This is a genomic window from Vibrio sonorensis (assembly GCF_001854765.1).
GTDB lineage: Bacteria > Pseudomonadota > Gammaproteobacteria > Enterobacterales > Vibrionaceae > Vibrio > Vibrio sonorensis.
Genome location: NZ_LJJE01000036.1, coordinates 163992 through 185827 on the forward strand (window position 1 = coordinate 163992; position 21836 = coordinate 185827).

Annotated in this window: 19 protein-coding genes and 1 pseudogene; 8 read left to right on the forward strand and 12 right to left on the reverse strand. The window is 43.3% G+C overall.

Going from position 1 to position 21836, the window contains the following annotated elements; genetic code table 11:
- Positions 1 to 168: 168 nt before the first annotated feature.
- From BLO31_RS07470 to BLO31_RS07485, 5 genes are all read right to left on the reverse strand, one after another.
- Positions 169 to 660: a hypothetical protein gene (locus BLO31_RS07470; protein ID WP_139158958.1), complete on the reverse strand. Its 492-nt coding sequence runs from the start codon at positions 658 to 660 to the stop codon at positions 169 to 171.
- 629 nt (positions 661 to 1289) lie between these two features.
- The gene (locus BLO31_RS07475; RefSeq protein ID WP_070964058.1) at positions 1290 to 2519 is read right to left on the reverse strand and encodes an ABC transporter substrate-binding protein; all 1230 of its coding nucleotides are present in this window, start codon (positions 2517 to 2519) and stop codon (positions 1290 to 1292) included.
- A gap of 38 nt (positions 2520 to 2557) precedes the next feature.
- Positions 2558 to 3835 (reverse strand): methyl-accepting chemotaxis protein, encoded by a 1278-nt coding sequence (locus BLO31_RS24325; protein WP_245688419.1) that lies wholly within the window; start codon positions 3833 to 3835, stop codon positions 2558 to 2560.
- Positions 3836 to 3852: 17 nt separating this feature from the next.
- Positions 3853 to 4527, reverse strand: coding sequence for a CHASE3 domain-containing protein (locus BLO31_RS24330; RefSeq protein WP_245688420.1), 675 nt, complete (start codon positions 4525 to 4527; stop codon positions 3853 to 3855).
- A gap of 104 nt (positions 4528 to 4631) precedes the next feature.
- On the reverse strand, positions 4632 to 5336 hold the full coding sequence (locus tag BLO31_RS07485; protein ID WP_070964060.1) for an SDR family NAD(P)-dependent oxidoreductase: 705 nt from the start codon (positions 5334 to 5336) through the stop codon (positions 4632 to 4634).
- A gap of 336 nt (positions 5337 to 5672) precedes the next feature.
- On the opposite strand from BLO31_RS07485, the gene BLO31_RS07490 reads away from it, so the two are divergent.
- The 3 genes and pseudogenes from BLO31_RS07490 to tnaA all read left to right on the forward strand — a co-directional run bounded on the left by BLO31_RS07490 (position 5673) and on the right by tnaA (position 9232).
- On the forward strand, positions 5673 to 7244 hold the full coding sequence (locus tag BLO31_RS07490; RefSeq protein ID WP_070964062.1) for an ABC-F family ATP-binding cassette domain-containing protein: 1572 nt from the start codon (positions 5673 to 5675) through the stop codon (positions 7242 to 7244).
- 279 nt (positions 7245 to 7523) lie between these two features.
- Positions 7524 to 7595 carry a tryptophanase leader peptide gene (tnaC, locus tag BLO31_RS25145; protein WP_084659710.1) on the forward strand — a complete coding sequence of 24 codons (72 nt, stop codon included), beginning with the start codon at positions 7524 to 7526 and terminating at the stop codon, positions 7593 to 7595.
- A gap of 222 nt (positions 7596 to 7817) precedes the next feature.
- Positions 7818 to 9232 (forward strand): annotated as a pseudogene (tnaA, locus tag BLO31_RS07495) (tryptophanase).
- 76 nt (positions 9233 to 9308) lie between these two features.
- On the opposite strand, the gene BLO31_RS07500 reads toward tnaA, so the two are convergent.
- Complete coding sequence (locus tag BLO31_RS07500) at positions 9309 to 10061, reverse strand: response regulator transcription factor (protein ID WP_070964064.1); 753 nt, start codon at positions 10059 to 10061, stop codon at positions 9309 to 9311.
- A 291-nt stretch (positions 10062 to 10352) separates the two neighbouring features.
- Between BLO31_RS07500 and BLO31_RS24335 the strand changes: the two genes are divergently transcribed.
- From BLO31_RS24335 to BLO31_RS07520, 5 genes are read left to right on the forward strand one after another with little or no spacing between them, the layout of a single operon-like run.
- The gene (locus tag BLO31_RS24335; protein ID WP_245688421.1) at positions 10353 to 10760 is read left to right on the forward strand and encodes a hypothetical protein; all 408 of its coding nucleotides are present in this window, start codon (positions 10353 to 10355) and stop codon (positions 10758 to 10760) included.
- Positions 10688 to 11440: a substrate-binding domain-containing protein gene (locus BLO31_RS07505; protein WP_245688422.1), complete on the forward strand. Its 753-nt coding sequence runs from the start codon at positions 10688 to 10690 to the stop codon at positions 11438 to 11440. Before BLO31_RS24335 ends, BLO31_RS07505 begins: the two co-directional genes overlap by 73 nt.
- A gap of 56 nt (positions 11441 to 11496) precedes the next feature.
- Positions 11497 to 12981 carry a sugar ABC transporter ATP-binding protein gene (locus BLO31_RS07510; RefSeq protein ID WP_070964066.1) on the forward strand — a complete coding sequence of 495 codons (1485 nt, stop codon included), beginning with the start codon at positions 11497 to 11499 and terminating at the stop codon, positions 12979 to 12981.
- Positions 12982 to 12997: 16 nt separating this feature from the next.
- On the forward strand, positions 12998 to 13981 hold the full coding sequence (locus BLO31_RS07515) for an ABC transporter permease (protein ID WP_070964068.1): 984 nt from the start codon (positions 12998 to 13000) through the stop codon (positions 13979 to 13981).
- A 24-nt stretch (positions 13982 to 14005) separates the two neighbouring features.
- Entirely contained in the window at positions 14006 to 15610 is a 1605-nt protein-coding gene (locus BLO31_RS07520; RefSeq protein ID WP_070964070.1) for a glycoside hydrolase family 3 N-terminal domain-containing protein, read from the forward strand.
- Positions 15611 to 15642: 32 nt separating this feature from the next.
- On the opposite strand, the gene BLO31_RS07525 is transcribed toward BLO31_RS07520, so the two are convergent.
- The 6 genes from BLO31_RS07525 to BLO31_RS07550 all read right to left on the reverse strand — a co-directional run bounded on the left by BLO31_RS07525 (position 15643) and on the right by BLO31_RS07550 (position 21708).
- The gene (locus BLO31_RS07525; RefSeq protein WP_070964072.1) at positions 15643 to 15960 is read right to left on the reverse strand and encodes a hypothetical protein; all 318 of its coding nucleotides are present in this window, start codon (positions 15958 to 15960) and stop codon (positions 15643 to 15645) included.
- Between the two features lie 107 nt (positions 15961 to 16067).
- Positions 16068 to 16676 (reverse strand): HAD family hydrolase, encoded by a 609-nt coding sequence (locus BLO31_RS07530; RefSeq protein WP_245688423.1) that lies wholly within the window; start codon positions 16674 to 16676, stop codon positions 16068 to 16070.
- 45 nt (positions 16677 to 16721) lie between these two features.
- Complete coding sequence (locus tag BLO31_RS07535; RefSeq protein ID WP_070964074.1) at positions 16722 to 17540, reverse strand: SDR family NAD(P)-dependent oxidoreductase; 819 nt, start codon at positions 17538 to 17540, stop codon at positions 16722 to 16724.
- 576 nt (positions 17541 to 18116) lie between these two features.
- Positions 18117 to 18683, reverse strand: coding sequence for a hypothetical protein (locus BLO31_RS07540; RefSeq protein ID WP_070964076.1), 567 nt, complete (start codon positions 18681 to 18683; stop codon positions 18117 to 18119).
- Between the two features lie 55 nt (positions 18684 to 18738).
- Positions 18739 to 20445, reverse strand: coding sequence for an ATP-binding protein (locus tag BLO31_RS07545; protein ID WP_070964078.1), 1707 nt, complete (start codon positions 20443 to 20445; stop codon positions 18739 to 18741).
- Positions 20446 to 21708 (reverse strand): SIR2 family protein, encoded by a 1263-nt coding sequence (locus BLO31_RS07550; protein ID WP_070964081.1) that lies wholly within the window; start codon positions 21706 to 21708, stop codon positions 20446 to 20448.
- Between the last annotated feature and the right edge of the window lie 128 nt (positions 21709 to 21836).

The window sequence follows — 21836 nt, forward strand, 5'->3', positions numbered from 1 at the left end:
GAATGTAAACATACGTTAAAACTAAAAAAATAATTTTAATAATAAAAACAACTGCATATGGTGATAAAACTAACAGTGTGAGCGGTGTAACAATTATTGCAAAATGTAACTAATTGTGTCTTTTGGAGTGGGTTGGAGGTTTGTTTTATTCGTGATTGACGACGTTATTTAATAAATTAGTGGTGAATTTTCTTCTGTTTTTATGAGTAATTTTGGGGGTAGACCAACGGTCGTTGAGCGTATTTCTAGCTTGTTTATTAGGTTATGGTAGATGAGGATGTTGTCATGTCTCTCTGTATAAAAAAGGGTCGATATAACACATCTTTCTCTTTCAACAACGTTGATGGAGTTGTGGTAGTAAGTCACTCTTTGTTCTATTGGTATTTCAATCAAAGATAGGTACAAACTCATACATGCGTATGGTGTAGCGGCAACTAAAAAGTTCTTGGGGTAGGTATAACTGGTTAGGGTTATGTGGCTATCGGTCCACTTGTCGGTATCTTGCATTGAGAGTAGTAGTAAAGACCAATCACTGATAAAAATGACTGCGATTAAGCCAATAGTTGGCAATAAAGAGTAAGGAAACATTAGGGTATAGCTAGACAAGCATCTCTTAACGAACGCTTCTTTTACTTTGAAAAATGATCGAAATCGTTTCAAAAATTTGCACTTTACAGAAAAAAAACCGCTAGCCATCGCAAATACCCTCACCCCCAAAAGCAGAGTTTTGCACAAACATACAAGGAGACACACTTTGGCCTAAAATTGGCCAATCTAGAAATGAACGCACTTAATTGAGGACTTTTTTGTCCTTTCTATTCTTTTTATCTCGATCTTAGTGCCTAGTTTATTAATGTGAATGAGACAGAGTTATAAATCAGTAGGAAGATTTCTTAGTCTGAACGTTAATGTTGATCTTATGGGAACAAGGTAACGCTTTTATTTACTGCTCATTTGCATGTTTGCTTTTCTATACGGGTTTCGTATCCCTGCTTTGTATCGTTTATCAAAGGACTTTCCCTTGCTGGTTAACTCCTGCATAAGCTGACAATAGGCAAGAGGTACAGATAAATAAGTACTGTTTTGTAAGTGGTGTGTAAGCATTTGCTTGCATAATGGCTTGTTGTTTACAGGAAATGAAGAAATAGAGTTTAATTTATCTCTAAGAATAGAAAATAGTGACAGAAAAACAGAAGCTTAAAAAATTATTAGAAGATTGGGTGATCTTGTACTCAATCTATAAAGAAGCCCCCAACTTTTGCAAAAGCTGGGGGCTTTTCCGTTAACTTTTAAGGCTTGTACCATCCTTCAAGCCCAGTTTGCAGTCGATTCGCAGCGTCCTGAGGTGTCATAGTTTGGTTGATAACACCGACACTGGTTTCCCAGATCTCTGTTTCTAAACCCGGCGTACCACGATTGAGGATTTGATAAGAGTTGCGGATGGTTGAATCACAAGTTTCACGCCAACCAATCATGGTTTGAGCCGTTGAATTATCAACGTTGATAAAGTGATTGGATAGAGAGAAAAATCCGGGCAGAGCGTTAGTAAACAGTTCTGCAAACTCTTCACTCGACATCCATTCGATTAACAGAAGCGCTTCGTCGATATTTTTACTATTGGCGTTAATACCAATACCAATATCGGTATGGTCACTGATAAAGCAATCATCGCCACCATTGACTACTGGCGGTCTGAATACGCCTAAGTCCATTTTGTCGCTGAAGGCAGAAATATCCCAAGAACCGGCGGGATAAATAGCGGCCTGTCCATCGGCAAACATTGCGATAGCATCGTTATAAGTTCTGGTTTGAAAACCTTCTCCCATGTATGCACCCCACTGGCCGAGCTGCTCAAACACCGCCACGTATTCTGGGTTAGAGAGTTTTCCCTCACCATCAATCAATCCGATGCGTCCGTCTTCACCTTGCCAGTAGTTAGGTCCAATGTTTTGGAAACCCATGGTGGCCGCTTCCCACTTATCGTTAGTACCCATAGCTAACGCCGTGTATTTGCCATTGGCCTTAATCGCTTCTAACGCAGCGAAAAATTCTTCAACGGTTGTCGGTTCTTTCACCCCTACTTCTGCAAAGATACCTTTGTTGTAAAAGAATCCGTGTATAACCGACGCCAAAGGCAAACAGAACGTCACCGCTCCATCATCGGTCTGCCATGCAGATTGAGCAAAAGAAGGGAAGTTTTCCATGCCATCTATGTCGGTAAGATCCACCAAATGTCCCGCTTCAAACAGCTTTAACGAATCATCAAAAGGTCGACAAGTGATAATGTCTCCCGCACTGCCGCTGGCGAGACGATCATTGAGTGCTGAGTTGTAATCCGTGGCTGTGGTGTGCCTGTAATCCACTTTAATGTCGGGATGCGCCTTGTTAAAGGCGGGCAGTATTACGTTGTTCCAAGTGTCGCCATCTTCGCGCCAGCTTTCGATGGTGAGTGTGCCACTTAACGCAACCGTTGGCATTGCTAGTAACGCCAGAAGGTACAGACGTGATTTGTGTTTCATTGTATTCCCCTTTCGCATCTATGCTTAGTGAGGTTGGTTTATAGCTTAAATCTCTGGACGAGAGTTCGTTGCTGGTCAGCCAACTTGGCCAAAACATCACTAACTGATGCTGCGCCACTGGCTTCGGATTCTGTGTGACTCGCCACTTCGGCAATCTGGTTAATGTTTTCAGCAATGTTTTTACTGACTTCTATCTGCTCTTGAGAGGCGTGAGCGACCTCGATACTCATTCGGTGTATCGCTTCCATTCGCTCGGCAACTAATTGAAGTGTTTCGTCGGTCACTCGGCTCTGCTCAACGCAATCCATAGTCTTAGCCTGACTTTCTGACATGACGTCGACTACCTGTTTAGAACTGGCTTGTAGGTTCTCAATCATGGTTTGAATCTCTACGGTGGATTGCTGGGTTCGGTTGGCCAGTGTTCTCACTTCATCGGCTACCACGGCAAACCCACGCCCGTGATCCCCCGCTCTTGCTGCCTCAATCGCCGCGTTTAAGGCAAGCAGATTGGTCTGTTCTGCGATATTGCGAATAACGTCGAGAATGCTACCAATATTGTTACTGAACTCGTCCAATTTACCGGTAATTTCACTGGCGGTGTTGACGTAATCAAGTAACTGTTCAACTTGGGCAAGATTTGTCGCAACTTGGTCTCTGCTTGTTTGAGTGTGCTCGTTGGCCTCCGTTACCATCTGTTGTGACTGTTCGGTAGAGCTGAAGACATTAGACACACTTACTTCCATTTGGGTGATTGCGGCGGCAACGAGTTCTATTTTGGCTTTCTGAGTGGATACGCTTGTCATCGTCGATTCGCTGATCTTCAATGCGTTTTGCGCCTCTGAAGCCAAACTGCCAGAGCCGGTGTTAATTTCACCTAACACTTCTTTCATGCCCGAAACCACTTGGTCTATGGACTGGGACAGTTCGCCAAATTCGCATTTTGAATCGTAGTGCACCGTGTGGGTCATATCCCCTTGCGTCATTTTCCTCAAAACGCGGTTGATCATAGATAGTGGTTTATGGATCGCTCGGGAAGTGAGATAGCCAATGATCGCGGCGACTAAGCCTGAAAGTAGTGAAACTAAGATGATAAGGAACTCAGCGTTTTTCACCGAGGCTTCGGTAGTCAGTTTCGCCTGTTCCACCTGATTAAGGGCTTCAGTGTTCAACTGCTCCAAGAGGACTTCCATATTTCGGGTTTGAACCCGTACATTATCAATGAGGGCGCGAATTTCGGATTGTTGGTTTTTATATCTCAGCATGAGGGGAAGCATCCCAGTTTCAGAGATCCCCGCTGCCGCGAGTTTATCAACCACTTTTTCAAATCGGGTGATCAGCCTTTACTGATTTTTACGTCGCGAATGCCAGCTTTGGCTTTTTGAAGGTTTTTCTCAAAATCATCAATGAGCTTTGGTAAATCCATATCTTGACGGGCGGTTCTCAACTCTTTCAAATCGCGTTTTACGCCGCTGGTCAAGCGGTCTACTTTATTTCGTTGAGAACGACTTTTCCCCAGTTTATCTATCAAAAGAGTTGTGACTTTTTGGAAAGCATCTTCGTACTTAACAAATTCGCCTCTCGCGGCTATCAAGGATTGATTGATCATCAACGACTCACTGTGGAGTGCCATAATCTGGTCTCCTTTGGCGAAGTAGTCATTGGCAAGTTGTTCGATCTGCTCGGAAATATCGCTGTTGTTGGTCTGACTTTTTATCTGCTCAATTTCGTCTCTAAACGCCGCTTTCTGCTCTTCATACGCTTTTTCGACGGGGGGAAGCTGACTTTCAGACTGGTAGGTCAGATACTCTAGAAGGTTTCGCTGACTGGTGAGGATGGTGACATAGAGTTTTGAGCTATTAACCAAAAGTGGGGTAGCCTCTTCAGTGACCTCATTGACATCTGAGTTCACTCCTACCAACTTCCAATAACTGATCCCACCTAGCAGAGCGAGAAGTAAAAACATAATCAGGTAACCGAGAATGGTCCTCTGGACAATGCTCAACGCCATCTTTTGCCGCCTATGATGATATTAATAACATTAAGGCTAGAACATAATTGGCGATTGGTCACAAAATGTTCGGGTAATTTGTGTGAGTTTTCTGATGTAAATGTTCACCAAGGTATGGTTGAACCGTTGTAAGCATAGAAGCGACCACTCTGTCTGGCGTCTTTACTTTCGATCACATCAAGCAGTTGATTCGCGGCCTGTTGTGGAGTGAAAATGGTTTTTTGAGAGTGGAGAAATTTTTGCGATAACGCGGTATCTACAGTGCCTGGATGCAGCGCTAATATGCAGCCTTGGGGGAGAGCGCGTCCCCATTCGACACTAATGGTTTTTATCGCCATGTTTAAAGCCGCTTTGGAACAACGGTAGCTATACCATCCCCCAAGTCTGTTGTCCGAAATACTGCCTACTCTGGCAGAAAGGGTGACGAGCTTAGGTGAATCTGAATTTTGCATGTGTTCGGTGAAGTGTTTTGCCAAAAAGAGTGTAGGGACAGTGTTGAGTTGGATATTGGTATTAAAGAACTCAGCCCCAAACTGGCTCAATGATTTTTCTGGGCCTTGAGTCTGAGAACTTAAAATGCCGATGGTGTTAATAATCCAGTCTACGTCTTCTATTTGGCTAGCCAAGTTGAGGTATGCACTTTCGTCTAGTGCATTAAATGGAACCCAATGCAGACGTTTGTGCTCATATGAAGGAGCACCTCTGTAGAAGCTGCCATAAATCTGGCAATCTGAATAGCGAGTTAAACACGCTTTAACTAGGGCCTCTCCGATCCCGCCATGAGCACCTAGTATTATGATATTTCTCATAATAGTCTCTAGATTAATCCGTCGGTATTCATATGTTTTTGGAAGTAATTCGATCACGGAACGGCCAAAAAAAGCGACGTGCAAACCAGTTGGATAATCACGACTTGCATATAAGCCGTATCTATGGATAAGATACGGCATCATTTCTTTTGGAGTTTACGCCTACATGAATAACTAAATCCTGTCATCCGTTTTTAACTATTTCTAATTGGATCTACAGGGTTAGTGGGCGTAGCTTGTTCCTTACTATCACATCACCTCTTTAATGTAATTGTAAGTCATGGTCGGCTATTTTGCCGTTTGCGCCAATTGTCCCTGATACAACAGGAGGCAAAAATGCCAACATTTTTAACCAGTCAATTGGGCTTTAATTGCGAAAATGGAACCCCCCTATTTCAAAACGTTTCTCTGTCTCTTTCTAGCCGCCGTATAGGCTTAGTGGGACGAAATGGTGTGGGAAAATCAGTGCTGGCTTCGTTACTTTGCAAGGACATCGAACCTTGTGAAGGCAGTGTAAATGGCAATCTGAATATCGCTATTTATCGCCAGCAAACCAATGTCAGTGTCGATACGCAAACCTGTATCGCCGAGTTTTTAGGTGTGAAAAAGGTATTAGATGCACTCGATCAGATAGAACAAGGTTGTTGTGACCCACAAGTGTTTGAACGAGTCGCGGAGCAATGGACGCTACGTGATGAGGTAACAGAGATATTGCAATCAATGGGGATAGATTGCCCTCCTTCCACGCTCTGCCAATCGCTGAGTGGCGGCCAACTAACTCGTCTTCAACTTTGGTCATTATTTCAAAATGACCGAGATTTACTGATTCTAGACGAGCCTTCCAATCACCTCGATTCAGTGGGGAAAAAGTGGTTACTCGATTTAGTTCATAGCTATACGGGAGCTATTTTGCTTATCAGCCATGACAGAGAATTGTTAAGGGCGATGGACACGATATGGAAGCTAGATAGCAAAGGTGTACAGGAGTTTGGTGGCAATTATGACTATTATGCTAAGCAGTTTGAACGACAGAAAAATGCACTAGATAAGCAGCTTGAGAATGCAGAAAAAGAGCAGAAGAAACTGGAACGGGTTCGCCAAAAAAACCTTGAGAAAGCCCAGCAACGATCGGCCGTAGGTAAGCAGGCTAGAAGGCGGGGGGATCAACCGAAAATCTTACTCAATGGGTTAAAGAACAGCGCTGAGCAGTCTGCGGGAGTTCGGGTTCGTCAAGAACAAAAAGCCCTGAAAGAGCTCAATGAACTAAAGCATTCGTTACGTGATAGCCAAGCTGTAGAAGTACTGCCAAAAATCCATCTTCAAAATGTGGAACAGAAGAAAAAGCCGTTACTCACATTGTGGAATCTGGTATTGCCGTTTGGCAGTACTCAACCGATCTCCTTTCAATGTTCCAACGGAGATAAACTCTATCTAGGGGGGCGCAATGGTAGCGGAAAATCGACTCTGCTAAAGATTATCTCCGGAGAGGTCAAAGGTTATTCTGGCGATCTTAGAGTGAATGGCGAAGTGTGTTACCTAGACCAGCATTTCTCAATGGATTCTACCGATCCAACCTTGTTGGAGTTTTTAATGAGCAGATGCGCAGGAACGACGCAAACAGATGCGCGTACGTTGTTAGCTGGAATCGGTTTTAGACGAGATGAAGTACTCAACCGAGTTAGCACTTTGAGCGGAGGGCAGAAGATGAAGTTATCTATACTGGCAGTCAGTCATCGACAAGACCAACCATTTTTGCTCTTAGATGAGCCGAACAATCACCTTGATTTGGAAAGCCAGCAGGTTCTGGCAAGCGCTTTAAAGCAGTACAAAGGCGGTTTTATCTTGGTAAGTCACGACGCAGACTTTGTTGAAGACCTCAACATCACTCAAAGCGTGTGCCTTGAATAAGCGCCCACACCTTTTAGTTTGAAACTGATAGAGCAATATTGTTACTAACATAATAATATTGCTCTTTTTAATATTTATTAATGAGATATGTAGCCTGTAATTGAATGCATATTGTTTGTCGTTTTAATAGCAAAGTCTATAAATCAATAGGAAATCAGAATAGTGCCGTTTTGTTATTAATCTCTCGTTTTTGCTGTAATTTAAATGACCTTTGACTATATTTATAGATAATGAATTTGATTGGTTTGAAATTGGACACCAATTCAAATAGGTGATTACATGGGTATCTGCAACAATTCTAGTATCTGGTTTACTATTGACTACAAAATCGCTTTCCACTTTCCTGCATAGCTTCTCTCTCAATGCAGAGTCTTCTGCTGTTCTTTAGTTTAAATGCCATCAGGTCTATAAACTTTCCAACTTGCAGTATTTAAGACTCGTTAATTAATACGATGTTTACCTGTTTTTATATAGGTTTTCAATCTTAAAATAATATAAGTACAAAGAGATTATTGATAATTTTTCAATATTTCTTTGTTCGGGTTTTTATTGCCCAAAATAAGAGAACGAACTATGGATAATTTTAAACACTTACCCGAACCATTTCGAATTCGCGTGATAGAACCGGTAAAACGCACCACGCGAGATTATCGCGAAGCTGCGCTTGAAAAGGCGGGGATGAATCCATTTTTACTAGACAGTGAAGATATCTTTATCGACCTATTGACCGATAGTGGTACTGGAGCGATTACCCAAGATATGCAGGCAGCAATGTTGCGTGGTGATGAAGCGTACAGTGGCAGTCGCAGCTATCACGCACTGGCCGATGCAGTCAGAGATATTTTTGGCTATCAGCACACGATACCAACCCATCAAGGCCGAGGCGCGGAGCAAATTTACATCCCGGTTTTGATTAGTAAACGAGAAAAAGAAAAAGGTTTAGACCGTAGCAAAATGGTCGCTCTATCAAATTACTTTTTCGACACCACTCAGGGACACACCCAAATCAACTGCTGTGTCGCTAAAAATGTGTACACCGAAAACGCATTTAACACGTCAGTAAATGAAGATTTTAAAGGTAACTTCGATATAGAAAAATTAGAGCATGCCATTATCGAGCGGGTGCCGAAAATGTTCCGTATATTGTCAGTACCATCACCTGTAACTCCGCTGGTGGTCAGCCAGTCTCTATTGCTAATCTCAAAGCGGTCTATGAAGTGGCACAGCGCTATGATATTCCGGTGGTAATGGATTCAGCCCGTTTTGCTGAGAATGCTTACTTTATTAAAGAGCGGGAAAGTGATTATCAAGATTGGTCTATCGCAGACATCACCCGCGAAAGTTACAAATATACCGACCTGTTGGCAATGTCAGCCAAAAAGGATGCCATGGTTCAGATGGGTGGATTGCTGTGCTTTAAAGACGACACCATGTTAGATGAGTACAACGAATGCCGTACCTTATGTGTAGTACAAGAAGGTTTCCCCACGTACGGTGGACTGGAAGGGGGAGCAATGGAGAGGCTGGCAGTAGGATTATACGATGGTATGCGAGAAGATTGGTTGAAATACCGGATCTCTCAAGTTCAATATTTGGTTGAAGGCTTGGAATCCATTGGAGTGGTTTGTCAGCAGGCTGGTGGCCATGCAGCATTTGTCGATGCAGGAAAACTCCTTCCTCACATTCCCCCAGAGCAGTTTCCTGCCCATGCTCTAGCCTGCGAGCTGTACAAAGTGGCAGGAATACGAGCGGTTGAAATTGGTTCGCTACTACTGGGCAGAGATCCTGTAACAGGCAAGCAGCATCCGAGCCCAGCAGAGCTAATGAGGTTAACTCTACCTAGAGCAACTTATACTCAATCTCATATGGATTTTATTATTGAAGCCTTTGAGAAAGTTAAAGCAGACGCTGAAAAAGTGAAAGGTTTAGAATTTACATATGAGCCCAAGGTACTGAGGCACTTTACCGCTAGATTGAAAGAAGTGTAGTGCTAAACCCCACAAAAAAAGCGCAGCTTTTACTGCGCTTTATTTTTAATGTGCTATCGATTTAGTGAGTGCTAACTTACTTTTCTAAACTCATTAAATAGCTACGCAGATTAACGCCGCGATTGGTGATCCCCAGTTTACTGCGCAGATTGTTGCGATGGTTTTCTACGGTCTTGCGCGCAACATTTAATGCGTTGGCAATTTCCTGACTCGACATTCCGCTTCTAATAAACTCGGCGACCTGAAGCTCTGATGGAGTGAGAAGTTCAAGTAGTTGGCTATTAATACCGCTGTGCTCGCTCATTAAGTTATTCATACTGCTTTTAACGATTTCAAGGCAGCTCTTTAACACTGGATCTTGAAGCTTGCTTAACGCCTCTTCTACCTGAGGTAAGTGTTGTTCGCGAATTTGCGTCTGCAAGTCATCGTTGATGCCATTCGCTACTGCTTGATTAAACAACTGCAATGCATTTTCAAGCTCGTTAATAGATTGGTAGTCCTGATCCAAATGGTGAGGAGACGCTTCTTGGGTCTCTGCAGTTTGAGTGATTTGTAAGCACCAAACAGGATCATTCCCCAACTGATTTAAAGCAAAATTTAGGTGCGTGATACTAAACGGCGGTAGAAAAGCATTGGATACCACCGCGTCTTTTATCTGTTTGAGAAAGGTAGGACCAAGTAGAAACACTAGGTCGTCGAGTTCTCTTAACTGAAGAGTTTGCACTGGATAGTTGGTAGCAATGATTTGACCGTCCCGCTCAAACGCGACGAAATAGATATCATTTTGAGTCAAGAGTTGCTGATAAATGTTTAATTCTATATTGCTCATTGCTGGGCTAAACGCTTCCTATATCTAAATTTTTGGCGATGCATTATCGGCCGATACAAACAATACTACCTAATGCTTGGGTATTGTATAGGTATTGTGTGGGTATTATCAAATTACTTCTTCGTTAACCTTACATTTACAGAATGATTGCCCAGTAAAACTTGAGCTAAAATGGCTAAAAATGAGACAACAATCACCAAGTAACATTTAATTAACAAGATCTCGATCTCATTAATACCCATTTTATACCTATAATATACCTAACCATCACTCATATGAACGGAGACAATCATGAGTATGTTACGTGTTTCAAAGTCAATTATAGGTACTGCACTAGGTAGTTTACTCTTGGCGAGTGCACCAGTAATCGCCGATTCAACCGTAGGCCCGAATGGGGAACTCCCAACCGCGCACACGGAAGTGAATTTATCGCCAGCACAAGCGGATCAGGTAAAAGCTAAAAACTTAACAGCGGCAATACTGATGCATAGCACTTCTGATTGGTCTAATGCACTGATCACTGGTGCAAAAGACAAGTTCTCTCAGCTCAATATAGAAGTTGTTGCCGTCACTGACGCCGAGTTTAATGCCAATAAGCAAAAAACCGATGTCGAAACCGCCATGCAATGTCGCCGGATATCATTATCACTCTTGTGGTCGACCCTGTATCAGGGGCAGCAGCATTTAAACCCGCAGTAGAACAAGGAGCCGAGCTCGTTCTAATTAGTAATCTGCCTTCAGGTTTTGAGCACGGAAAAGACTACGCTGGCATAGTGACTGACGATTTGTTTGATATGGGACGAATTGCCGCAGACTTGATTGCAGATGCGATTGGTGGTGAAGGCGAAATCGGCTTCTTGTATCACGAAGCGAATTATTACGTCACCAATCAGAGAGACCAAGCGGTGTTAACTCACTTAGAGAAGAACTACCCAAATATCAAAGTCAAAGTGAAGCGCGGGATCGCCAATGCCAATGATGGTGAAATGGTGGCGTCTGCGATGATGATGCAAAACCCAACTATCAAAGCGATTTACGCCCCTTGGGACAGTATCGCAGAAGGGGTAGTGGCAGCGACTCGCGCGGCAGGTCGAAAAGATATAAAAGTGATCACTATGGACTTGGGTGCGGCGAATGCACTTGATATGGCGAAAGGCCGAAATGTCGCCGGCGTTGTGACTGACCTTCCTTACGATTTGGGCCAGACGCTTGCGAATATGGGAGCATTAGCCGTTCTTGATGTTGATACTCCTCCATTTGTGACGGTAAGCGCAACTGGTGTAACGCAAGAGAACTTGGCGCAAGCGTGGCAAGACGCCCTTCGTCGCCAGCCACCTGAAGCGGTCATAAAAGCGCTTAACAAGTTAGCGACCAAATAATTCGTTACTCGTCCTCTGGCTTTCGCCAGAGGCGAGGTTTTTTTGTTGGGGTAAGTATGGAAAGTTATGCGATTGAAGCTACCGGTATAAGCAAAGCCTTTGACGGTACGCCGGTATTAAAAGACGTGAGCTTTTCCCTAAAAAAAGGGGAAGTTCATGCCATCGTCGGCCAGAACGGTGCCGGTAAATCTACCTTAGTGAAAATACTCAATGGCTACCATCAACGCGACTCTGGAAAGGTTAAGTTGTTTGGTCGCGAAGTCGCTTTCACTAATACTCAGCAAGCTCACAAACTGGGCATCGCTATGGTTTATCAAGATCTGAGTTTGGTTCCGACTCTTTCTGTTGCCGACAATCTTTTTTTAACGGGGAAAAGCACCAAATCTTTTGGCCTGATCTCTAATAGAGAGCGCTACCAAAAAGCGCTACCCGTGCTCGAACTGTTGGGAGTCGATCTCGACCCCGGTGCACAGGTTGACAGTTTGAGTGTGGGTCAGCAACAGTTTGTAGAAATAGCGAAAGCTCTCGCTCAAGACGCGCAAATTATTGTGCTAGATGAGCCGACGGCATCATTGTCAAACAATGAAATACAAGATCTGTTTAGGGTAATTAATACCCTGAAATCACGCGGTATTTCTATTATCTACATCACTCACTACCTCAACGATATCATCACTATTTGCGATAGGGTAACAGCGCTAAGAGATGGGTATACAGTACTTGAGGAAGATACCAAAAACACCTCGGTAGAAGCACTTGTTGAAGCTATGCTAGGTAACCGCACCCAAACCAACATTGAATGGGAGCGAATAGCAACGGCGCAACATACCCCCTTACTTGAGTTGAAAAACGTGTCCACGGTAGATATCGACTCGGTGAGTTTAAAAGTGATGCCTGGCCAAGTGGTTGGTTTGGCTGGATTGCTTGGCAGCGGAAGAACCGAAGTTTTAGAAGCCATATTTGGTTTAACGCCAACTACGAGCGGAGAGATCTGGTTCGAGGGACAAAAAGCCAATATTCGCTCGCCGAAAGACGCGATAGATCTCGGGATAAATATGGTACCCGAAGAGCGCCGCACTCAAGGATTAGTGCTCGATTTTTCGGTGGAAGACAACGTGCTGATGTCCTCTTTTGACCGAATAACGAAAGGGGCTGTAATCGATAAGCCCAGAGGCCAGTCTTTGGTGAAAACGGCAGTGGAGAAACTCGGAGTTAAGACGACGGGTATCGCGCAGTCTGTTCGGTTCTTATCGGGAGGGAATCAGCAGAAAGTGGTGATTGGCAAATGTATGTCAACCGATGCCAAAGTCTTACTGTTAGACGACCCCACTTTTGGCATCGATATCAACGCAAAATATGAAATCATGAAAATCGTTAACCAGTATGTCCAACAGGGCAACGGGGTGATTTTTGTGTCCAGTGAATATGGTGAGATCGCCAACTTCTGCGATGTGATTTACATTGTAAATAAAGGCAGAGTGGTACGCACCTTAGAAGAACAATCAGTAGGTGAAGAAGGCCTACTAGCAGCTGTGCAGTAATCGTAGGGATATGACTATGAACGAAAAAACTTTGTCCTTAAGTAACAAAAAAAGCCCAATTCAGTGGCGGGACTACATAATTTACCTCGTGTTCGTTGGCATCTTCGTTTTCTTCTCGGTGGTCTTGCACGACAAGGGCTTTTTGACCTCGGTGAACTTGATGAATATTGCGCGACAGACAGCGACGATCGCCATTATGGCCGTGGGTATGACGTTTGTGTTAAGTGCCGCAGAAATTGATCTCTCCTTTGGTGCGACAGTAGCGCTGGCCGCGATAGTGTCGGCCTTAACACTGCAAGAGACGGACAGCATATTACTGGCATTTTCAGCCGCGCTGATGGTCGGGACTATGGTCGGTGCTATCAACGGCTTGTTTGTTACTCAAGTTGGTATCCCATCTTTCCTAGTTACCCTTGGTACAACGGGCATCATTACCGGTATTGCGCGTTGGTCAACTTCGCTGCAATCGATCCCAATCGATAACGATACTTATGTGTTTATTTTCGGTTCAGGGGATGTGGGGCCGTTTTCAGTGCTCTTTATTTGGGCGCTGCTGGTGACCGTCGTTGGTGCGTTTGTACTTAGAAACACCACCTTTGGTAAACACGTTCTCGCGACGGGCGGCAACAAAATCTCTGCCATGTATTCTGGGATTAATGTCAATCGCATCAAGCTTTATGTCCTGATGCTCAATGGTTTTCTTGCCGCTTTGGCAGGCATACTTTACTCAGGCCGATTGCACAGCGCGCGATACACCCTTGGTGAAAATGACTTAATGCTGGTGATTGCGGCGGTCATCATAGGTGGCACCAACCTGTTTGGTGGCAAAGGTACGGTGATTGGTTCAGTCATTGGAGCGCTGATTATGGGTATGGTAAACAACGGCCTGATTTTGATGGGCCTGAACGTAGACCAGCAGTTGATTCTACGCGGGATCATAGTAATTGTGGCGGTGACTTTCACTATGGGACAAATCCGTCAACTGAGAAGTAAAAACTAATTCGCTTTAGCTAAGGAATAGGTCATGAGTAAACAACAAGTTGAACAAATTATCCAAAGCTGGAGCCTAAAGGAAAAGGTGGGACAGCTCTTTATTCTCGCGTTTCCGGGCAAATCGGCGCAGCAGGCGCGAGTAATGATCGAAGAGTACAACCTCGGTGGTTGTTATCTCAGTCAAGACAATGCTGAAACCTTTGAAGAAGCACGCCAGCTCAATCAAGATCTGCAAGCCATTCTGGCGGCAAACAACCGACTTCCACTGCTATCTGGCGTTGATCAAGAAGGCGCGTGGGGGGTGTTAGTCGGCGAATCTACAACAGGGCCGGGAAACTTGGCTCTGGGTGTAAATGACGCAACAGACAACACCAAGTCTATGTACCAAGTGTTTGGTCAAGAGATGAGAAGTGCTGGCTTTAACTGCATTCTTGGACCCTGCTGTGACGTGAACTTTAATCCAGAATCTCCGATTATCGATACGCGTTCGTTTGGTGACCAACCCAACAAAGTTTCGAATCACTCTGCGGCGGCTGTACATGGTTTACACGCTGGGGGAATTTTAGCTTGTGGTAAACACTTCCCCGGTCACGGTGATACTCATGGCGATACGCACCGAGATATACCCAAAGTGGACAAATCGCTGGCGGTTCTCAAAGAGCAAGACTTAGCACCGTTTCAAGCGGCGATTGATGCGGGCGTTGACCTGATTATGACGAGTCATATTCTCTACCCACAAATTGATAAGACGCATCCAGCGACGCTTTCATCGGTAATTTTGGAAGAGATACTGCGTGAACAGATGAAGTTTGATGGCATCATCATTTCCGATTCCATGAATATGGGGGCAATTGTCAACCATTACACGCCAGTTGATGCAGCGGTCAAAGCGATGAAAGCAGGTATTACCATGATAATGCTTTCGGAAGAACACTATGACCACAGTGATTCGTACCTCGACAAACAGTTGGCAATGATTCACGGCATTATCGATGCAGTAGAGAAAGGGGAGTTAGACTCGTCGGTCATTGACAAAGCACTTGAGCGAATCGTCCAGTTTAAGTTAGACAAGCTAGTCCCTATGGATTTTTATCAGCAACAAACGCTAGAGAAAAATCAGTCCGTTGCTGATAGCTGTGCATTAGCGGCGGTGACTTGGATTAGGGGAGGGGTGTCGCTCAAAGAAAAGCCCGTTTACCTTCTCAATGCGACCCCTCAATCGGCTTATGGAAATCTAATGAACCCACGAGGTATTGGGCCAAACCAAGCGGTAGGTGGATACGCTTATTTTGCCGATCAATTAGTAGCGAACCTATCTAATGTCATAGAGATCAATCGTGCAGAGTTACCCGTTGAACGCGACAGCCAGCTAGTGATTGTTACCGAAAATCACCCACTACCGGGAGAAGATTTTGCTCAGGTAGAGGCCCAGCAAACCGTCAAAGAAGTGATTGCTGATTATCCGAACGCGGTAGTGGTCGCCCTGAGAAGCCCCTATGACTTACTTAGATACCCCGAAGTCAATCACTACCTATGTGCGCATTCCGCAAGACCTGAAAGTGCTAAAGCAGCGGCTAAAGTTCTGTCAGGACAGCTCCCCCCCTCCACCGGACAAGCAGTAAGTTTGGTGAAGTAAAACAAAACCGGCGTGCGCGCCGGTTTTCCTTTTTATGCCTCTGATAGTTCCGGCTCTTTCACTCGATATTGATGGATGAACCGATTGAACTTTAACTGAAATTGATCGCTTTGAAGGCAGAGTTTCGCGATATCGTCCCCTTGCCCTTCACACTGGGCGATACTCTCAATGGAGCTCCAATAGGTGATCAGGGTAATTTCTACCTCTTTGCCTAAATCGCGAGTGAGTATTTGAGCTCGTATAAAGCCACTTTTTTTCGATGACTCTTTGATAAAGTTTTTGAAGAGGTAATTCTTAAAAGCGTCCTGAAACTTTAAAGGGCAGGTCGCTTTCCATTCACGCGCAATCACAGAGCTTTCCGTAGTGATGTTATTATTAATTAACTGATATCACATCAACTAAGGTTTGTGAATGGAGATGCGTAATAATTGACAAAACTCTGAATTATTCGCTTAGTTTAGCGGCAAGTGTATGGTTTTCCTTTAAAAAATGCTTCGTTTGCCAATGACAAAAGCGGGTAGTCTTCTTCGGTATCACCATAGGCATAAACGTACTGATAAAGATCTAAATCGAGGTGCTGTTTGAGAAAATGCACTTTGTTTTCATGGCTACAGTCCCCCTTTAGGTATCGACCACTGTAACGACCTTGAGTGACTTCCAACTCGCTGCAAACCCATTCTAAATTGTATTTGCTACACCAAGTTTTAATTAGGATATCTAAGTTGGCTGACACAACCACTACGCGATGACCTTGAGATTGATGCCACTCTATTTTTTCCAACATTTCGGGACGAATATGGTTGGCTAGAGTATGAGTGACGTAATTGTCTGCACCACGCTGGACTTGATGACAGCAGCGACGCCAGAAAGTGACACGAGAGAGAATTGGCCGAGTTTTACTCGCTGGTAACCAACCTAGCTTGTAGGCGAGTATTACTGGTGAAGCAATTAACAGCCCCAATGAAATACGCGATCGAGAAGATACGCTAAACAGAAATTCTGTATAGGTATCTTTGTTGGTGATGGTACCGTCAAAATCAAATAGTGCGAGCTTCATACTAGGCATTGATAGTTGCATGTGGCTGCAATCTAGCACAATGCTCGCAAAGAGTTAAATTTGCTCAACCCCAAGTTCACTTACAATGCGATCAATAGTATCGGTTACCTGTTTGGCTTTGCGTTGGTCAAGAGCATCTGGGTGTGGTTTGGCGAATTTGCCCAGATCATTGTCGAAATAGAGCCCGTCTGCTTGGTCAAACTCACTGCTCAATGCCGCCCGAGTAAGAATATCGGCGCCAATGGATAAGTCCCCTCCAACAACACCGTAGGCCTCAGTGACCATTTTGCTGCCAAGCATAGAAGCAGGGTTTACCGATACCATTAGAGGACGACCAAGTTTTTGATGTGCGGTTAAAGTATTGGTCCACATAATAATGGCTAATTTGCTTTGCGCATAAGCCGCGTTATCGCTTAATTGTCGCTGGCCTTTTAGTGCAGCGAGATCCACCGTGGTTTGGGCAGCAGATGAAACATTGACGATTCTTCCTTGGTTGCCCATTAATGGTATTAGACCTTTAGTAATAAGGTAAGGAGCAATGGTATTGACGACAAAGCGCACATCTAAACCGTTTAATGTCATGGGTGAAGAGGTACTAAAGACCCCTGCATTGTTAATAATGACATCAAGGTGCTTATGTTTTTGCGCTATCGACGATACCAGTTGCTCTATATCTTGAAAGCGGGACAGGTCTGCGACGAACGGTTCAATAGAGGCTGTTGGAGAGAGTGTTTTCAACTGTTCGACGGCGGCAGATAGCTTTTCCGGATTTCGTCCGTGGAGCAATAAGTGGTGACCTTTAGTTACCAACTGCTTCGCGGTCTCCAAACCGATGCCATCAGTCGCACCAGTGAGTAAGATGGTTTTTTTCATTAAACTGTCCTCAAATCAACAGCGGTGTATCACTCTATTTTAGTGTGTTACAGGGCATAGTCGCCAGTTGGGAAAAGATCTTCAAAAAGTTTGAAAATCACAATTAATGCAATGGGGTGCATATTGGCGTAAAAGTAAAGCAGTGATTTGGCTACATTTCAATTCGTAAGGGTAAAAACTCTCGACTTCCTCATTATTTATCAAGAATAGACAATCAGCAGGCTTATCCCAATACTAAAAACGGCTGTTTCGTCAAACGAACAGGTGTGATCGTAGAACCGTAGAAACTTACTGGTTCGGAAAGTGAAACGACACCACACTGAGACAAAATAGCAACTGTAGAGTCTCGCGCTTCACTAATGTGGGTTAGTCTAAATTGGTTCTGCCCCAAAGTTGTTTAGATTAAAAGCTCATTCACATTCTGTTCACGGTGACTTGCCCTACCAAAAGTTATTCGAATGATTGTCATGTTAAGTATTTTTATGTGTCGAGCATGGAAAGCAGTTTATTAAGGAACGACACCTCGCAGTCAGATTTATAAGTCTAACCATTACTTCGATGGTCATCCCCATCCCTTTATGCTTCTTCGAAGGCATCCTCTAAAAAGATACAATTGATCACACGACGGATCTCGATTGGTAAATCGTACGGTTTAAAGCCTCCGTTAAAATCTAGAGTCTTATAATCTTGTATTGCGTCGATGATTATTTCTTCTGCTGCGCTACAAAAATCAAGGTTATCACCCAAAACATCGACCATATCAAGATCGTCACTTGCTTTCTTAACAACATTACCTTGAGAAAAGAATCCCGCATGTTTTAGGGAATTGTATACTTTTCTATCTTCCTCTCTGACAAACTTCCGAATTTCTCTCTTCTCTTTATTTGTTATTGGTTTTGCGCCCCACTCAATTTCCAGCTTATTGTTAACCATCTTAGACTTTGCTTCACGTAGTTTGGTTACTCGCTCTGCTCTCAATATTGCTTGCGACTTCTTCCCTTGTTCCTTCAACAAAGGCTCACAAATGTACATTGCAGATCCAGCAAGTAAAATTGCTTGGATGTAGTCAAAATCGTCTTCGGCTTGAACGTAAGACTTTGCGGCACGGTAAAGCATGTGAGGTGCAATTTCGAGTTTGTTCACTTTGACTCCTATCATTCATAGACAATTATTCCAGTGCATATCTTCGAGGGTCACATCACCAAAGCTTTTGATAGCTAGGGCTATCTGAGAGTGGTTTTGGTGAAGGTTTATGTACTTGAACTGTCAAAGGAATAGGGAAGTCCACCCCAACGACTGTCAATTCACCTTGTTTAAGATTTGGTAAGAAAGAAATAATGGATTTATCAACTTCACCACATGCTCTTTCTATAATCTCTCGGTCATTACTATTTGTAAGCCTATGAACTAGCAGTGTACCCATCTGACTAAGAACTCCCTCAGTGATATCTCTAGGTCTCTGGGTAGTAAGGCAGATATTCAACCCGTACTTTCGTCCTTCCTTCGCAACAATTTCAAAAGAATCCAACTTGATACTATATTCATCGAATCCAACTCGTTTACCTAAAAAATTGTGAGCTTCATCGACCACTACTAGGATAGGTCTTTTGCTAAACTTTAACTGTCGAGCAAAAGAAAGCATCTTTCTACCGATTACGTTCGCTAAAATCTGTCTTGCATTGAATTCATAGCTAGTGCTACTCATACATAATCTCAGGACTTTTTTATCAGATTCTAAAAACGTGTTGATCGTACTTTCTAAAGATGGGTGCTTTTCTTTGCTGAATACGGAATTAAAAGAATTGGAATGTATTACTCCTAATATCCGAGTAAAAAGGGAAGAACAGTAAGAAACTTCGTTTTGATTTTCATTCCCCCATCCATCATTGCCGTTAACATAGTGGCATTCCTGCCTTATCTGACCAACTAATTTATGAACATCAAAAGGTTGAGATGGTTTATCCACAAGAACCGCATTATTGTTTTTTTGCAGCGCCGCTCTGTAACGGTCTTTTGAGGCTCCAATTTTCCTAATAACTCCATTATCTGCCACTTCTGGAGCTAAACTCGCTAACCGTAAACTTCTAATAGCGGCTCTAAGCTTCGGTCCTTGAACTTTACCTGATGGTTCGAAAAGAGTAAGAAAGTCTGATTCTTCGAAATCTGTAGGAGGGATTAAAAACGGCTTCGAATCAATATGCTTATTAATCGGCTCTCCTAGATGCATGTGAGTGGTGTAGCTATTTGGGAGACTTCTATATTCTCCAGTAGCATCAAGCACTATGAGCTTTGCATTTTTAAATTTGGCGCATTCTTGAATGAGTCTGGCTGTAGTCCAACTTTTACCACCACCAGTTGAGCCTAAGATTGCACAATGCCTGCCAAATAATTTCTCAGGTGTGATTCTAACACTATCTAAACTTGAGTCAGATACACTCCCAATATCGATAGAAATTCTTTCTTCGCTTAGGCTCAGGTAATCACAATCAGTTAGCTGTGGGAGTACAGATAAAAACTCAGAAGTGGCTGAATAGACGGTATCACCAATGCGTGGATAGCTAGTAACACCTGCCGTAACCCCTAGTGTTCTAATATCTACAGATCCTAAAATCTGAAGATAAGCTATAGCGTCAATAGAGTCTGGCCTATTTGGTTGAGGTTGTAATGTTGTTCTTTCTTTTTCTGGAAGCCTTATGTCAACGATCTTTGCAATAGTAAGTGTTGTTTGTCCTTCAATGAGGACTATCTCGCCTACTTCTCCTCTCCCGTACCTACCGCCTTGATGATAGGAGGCTGATTTTAAACCAGCATGAGATAAATTTACCGATATCCCACTAGAGCTAACGCCTGAGACCAAACCTATACATAAAGAAGCATCAAGAATTTTCATGGTGGTTTCATTCATCTACTTTTTGTCCTTTGTTGAAGGCAAAATTGATTCTGCGAGTTGTTCAGCTGGGTTTAGAGCGACTAGATTAGGTATCAGACTAACCATGTCGTCGAATGTCGAGTTTATGAACGTTACGTCTGCTCCATTCAAAGCAAGTTGTGACAATTGATTCCAATAATTATTATCAGAGTGAATATGGTCACAAGCAGCAAAGTCAGAGACGATAAGCTTGAAGCTTGGATTAGATTTAACTGCGGCAAGAATAGGTTCGGATAAATGGTCATCATTGAAACCGAAACCGCTAACAACGAGGCAACTGTTCGGTAGGCGCAGATATTCTAGGAATCTAGACAGTAGTTCGAGGTGTGGCTGGATGAAAGCTTGCTGGTATTTTCCCTTTGCTGGATAAACGAGGCAAGCTGTTTCAGGAGACGGTTTTAGTGATTCAAAGATATTGTTATTTTTACGTTCCCAACTTACTGAACCATGCAGTTTGAATAGTTGGATTACTCCTTGTATGAAGTTCTGTTCGTCTTTGTTTCGGTCAACTACATCGTAGTTGAAATATCGACCATCAAACCTTCTCTTTCTAGTGTATGAAAAACCATCAACCACCATCATACCAAGTTCAGCAGAAGCATTTTCAAAACACATATCGTAATTGGTAGTGAAGATCTTTAATCGTGGGTCACGGATACGACGCTTAGCTAGTTTTCTAAGTAATTCGGTATATGCTGATATATCACTATCAGGTAACTCTAAAAAGTCAGAACATTGGCTTAGTACGTTAGATTTAACTTGGCTTATGAAATCTTGGACATCGCAGTCATTAAACACAACCTGATATGCATCGCAGGCTGATAAGAAATGCTCGATATTCGGTTCATTTAGTTCGTTATATCTGACCTTTTCACATATTTTTTCAGCTTCGGTTGTCAATTGCTTTTTGTTCTCACCCAATTCATTATCAATGCCATCAACAAACATAGATTTTGTCCAAAGGTCCCACATTCTAGGTCCCTTTGGTTTTCCGAGAGACGTACCACTACCAGCAAAGAATGCTAAATTCGGTAATTGAAGTGATTTCTGAAGGTGGCTAGAAAGTCCGCTTTTGTTGTTTTTCAGGGCGGTCTTGTCGTCCTCACTTAGTTCTTGAAGATGTTTCGTTCTTAAATAAGTCGCTTCATCTAGTGGCTGCCAATATGCATTATTTGGATAACGTACAGCAGTCTCTCCTTTGTTGATACTAGGCATAAGTGGCGGAGTTACTTTGTTCATTTGCAGATAGCCTTCTATATGACATTGAATACGTATTATACAGTCAGCATATGCAAACAACTAGTTCACGATCTCGTTATAAATAGTTTTTAGCTTAAGATTAGACAGTTACGTTTTTTTAAGAGAGT

What these genes read in the sequence shown, in the direction of transcription:
- BLO31_RS07510 (WP_070964066.1), top strand. Translation starts at nt 11,497, where the DNA reads ATGGAAAGTTATGCGATTGAAGCTACCGGTATAAGCAAAGCCTTTGAC.
- BLO31_RS07500 (WP_070964064.1), bottom strand. Translation starts at nt 10,061, where the DNA reads ATGAGCAATATAGAATTAAACATTTATCAGCAACTCTTGACTCAAAAT.
- BLO31_RS07490 (WP_070964062.1), top strand. Translation starts at nt 5,673, where the DNA reads ATGCCAACATTTTTAACCAGTCAATTGGGCTTTAATTGCGAAAATGGA.
- BLO31_RS07475 (WP_070964058.1), bottom strand. Translation starts at nt 2,519, where the DNA reads ATGAAACACAAATCACGTCTGTACCTTCTGGCGTTACTAGCAATGCCA.
- BLO31_RS07530 (WP_245688423.1), bottom strand. Translation starts at nt 16,676, where the DNA reads ATGCCTAGTATGAAGCTCGCACTATTTGATTTTGACGGTACCATCACC.
- BLO31_RS07515 (WP_070964068.1), top strand. Translation starts at nt 12,998, where the DNA reads ATGAACGAAAAAACTTTGTCCTTAAGTAACAAAAAAAGCCCAATTCAG.
- BLO31_RS07550 (WP_070964081.1), bottom strand. Translation starts at nt 21,708, where the DNA reads ATGAACAAAGTAACTCCGCCACTTATGCCTAGTATCAACAAAGGAGAG.
- BLO31_RS07520 (WP_070964070.1), top strand. Translation starts at nt 14,006, where the DNA reads ATGAGTAAACAACAAGTTGAACAAATTATCCAAAGCTGGAGCCTAAAG.
- BLO31_RS07505 (WP_245688422.1), top strand. Translation starts at nt 10,688, where the DNA reads ATGTCGCCGGATATCATTATCACTCTTGTGGTCGACCCTGTATCAGGG.
- BLO31_RS07485 (WP_070964060.1), bottom strand. Translation starts at nt 5,336, where the DNA reads ATGAGAAATATCATAATACTAGGTGCTCATGGCGGGATCGGAGAGGCC.
- BLO31_RS07545 (WP_070964078.1), bottom strand. Translation starts at nt 20,445, where the DNA reads ATGAATGAAACCACCATGAAAATTCTTGATGCTTCTTTATGTATAGGT.
- BLO31_RS24330 (WP_245688420.1), bottom strand. Translation starts at nt 4,527, where the DNA reads ATGGCGTTGAGCATTGTCCAGAGGACCATTCTCGGTTACCTGATTATG.
- BLO31_RS07535 (WP_070964074.1), bottom strand. Translation starts at nt 17,540, where the DNA reads ATGAAAAAAACCATCTTACTCACTGGTGCGACTGATGGCATCGGTTTG.
- BLO31_RS24335 (WP_245688421.1), top strand. Translation starts at nt 10,353, where the DNA reads ATGAGTATGTTACGTGTTTCAAAGTCAATTATAGGTACTGCACTAGGT.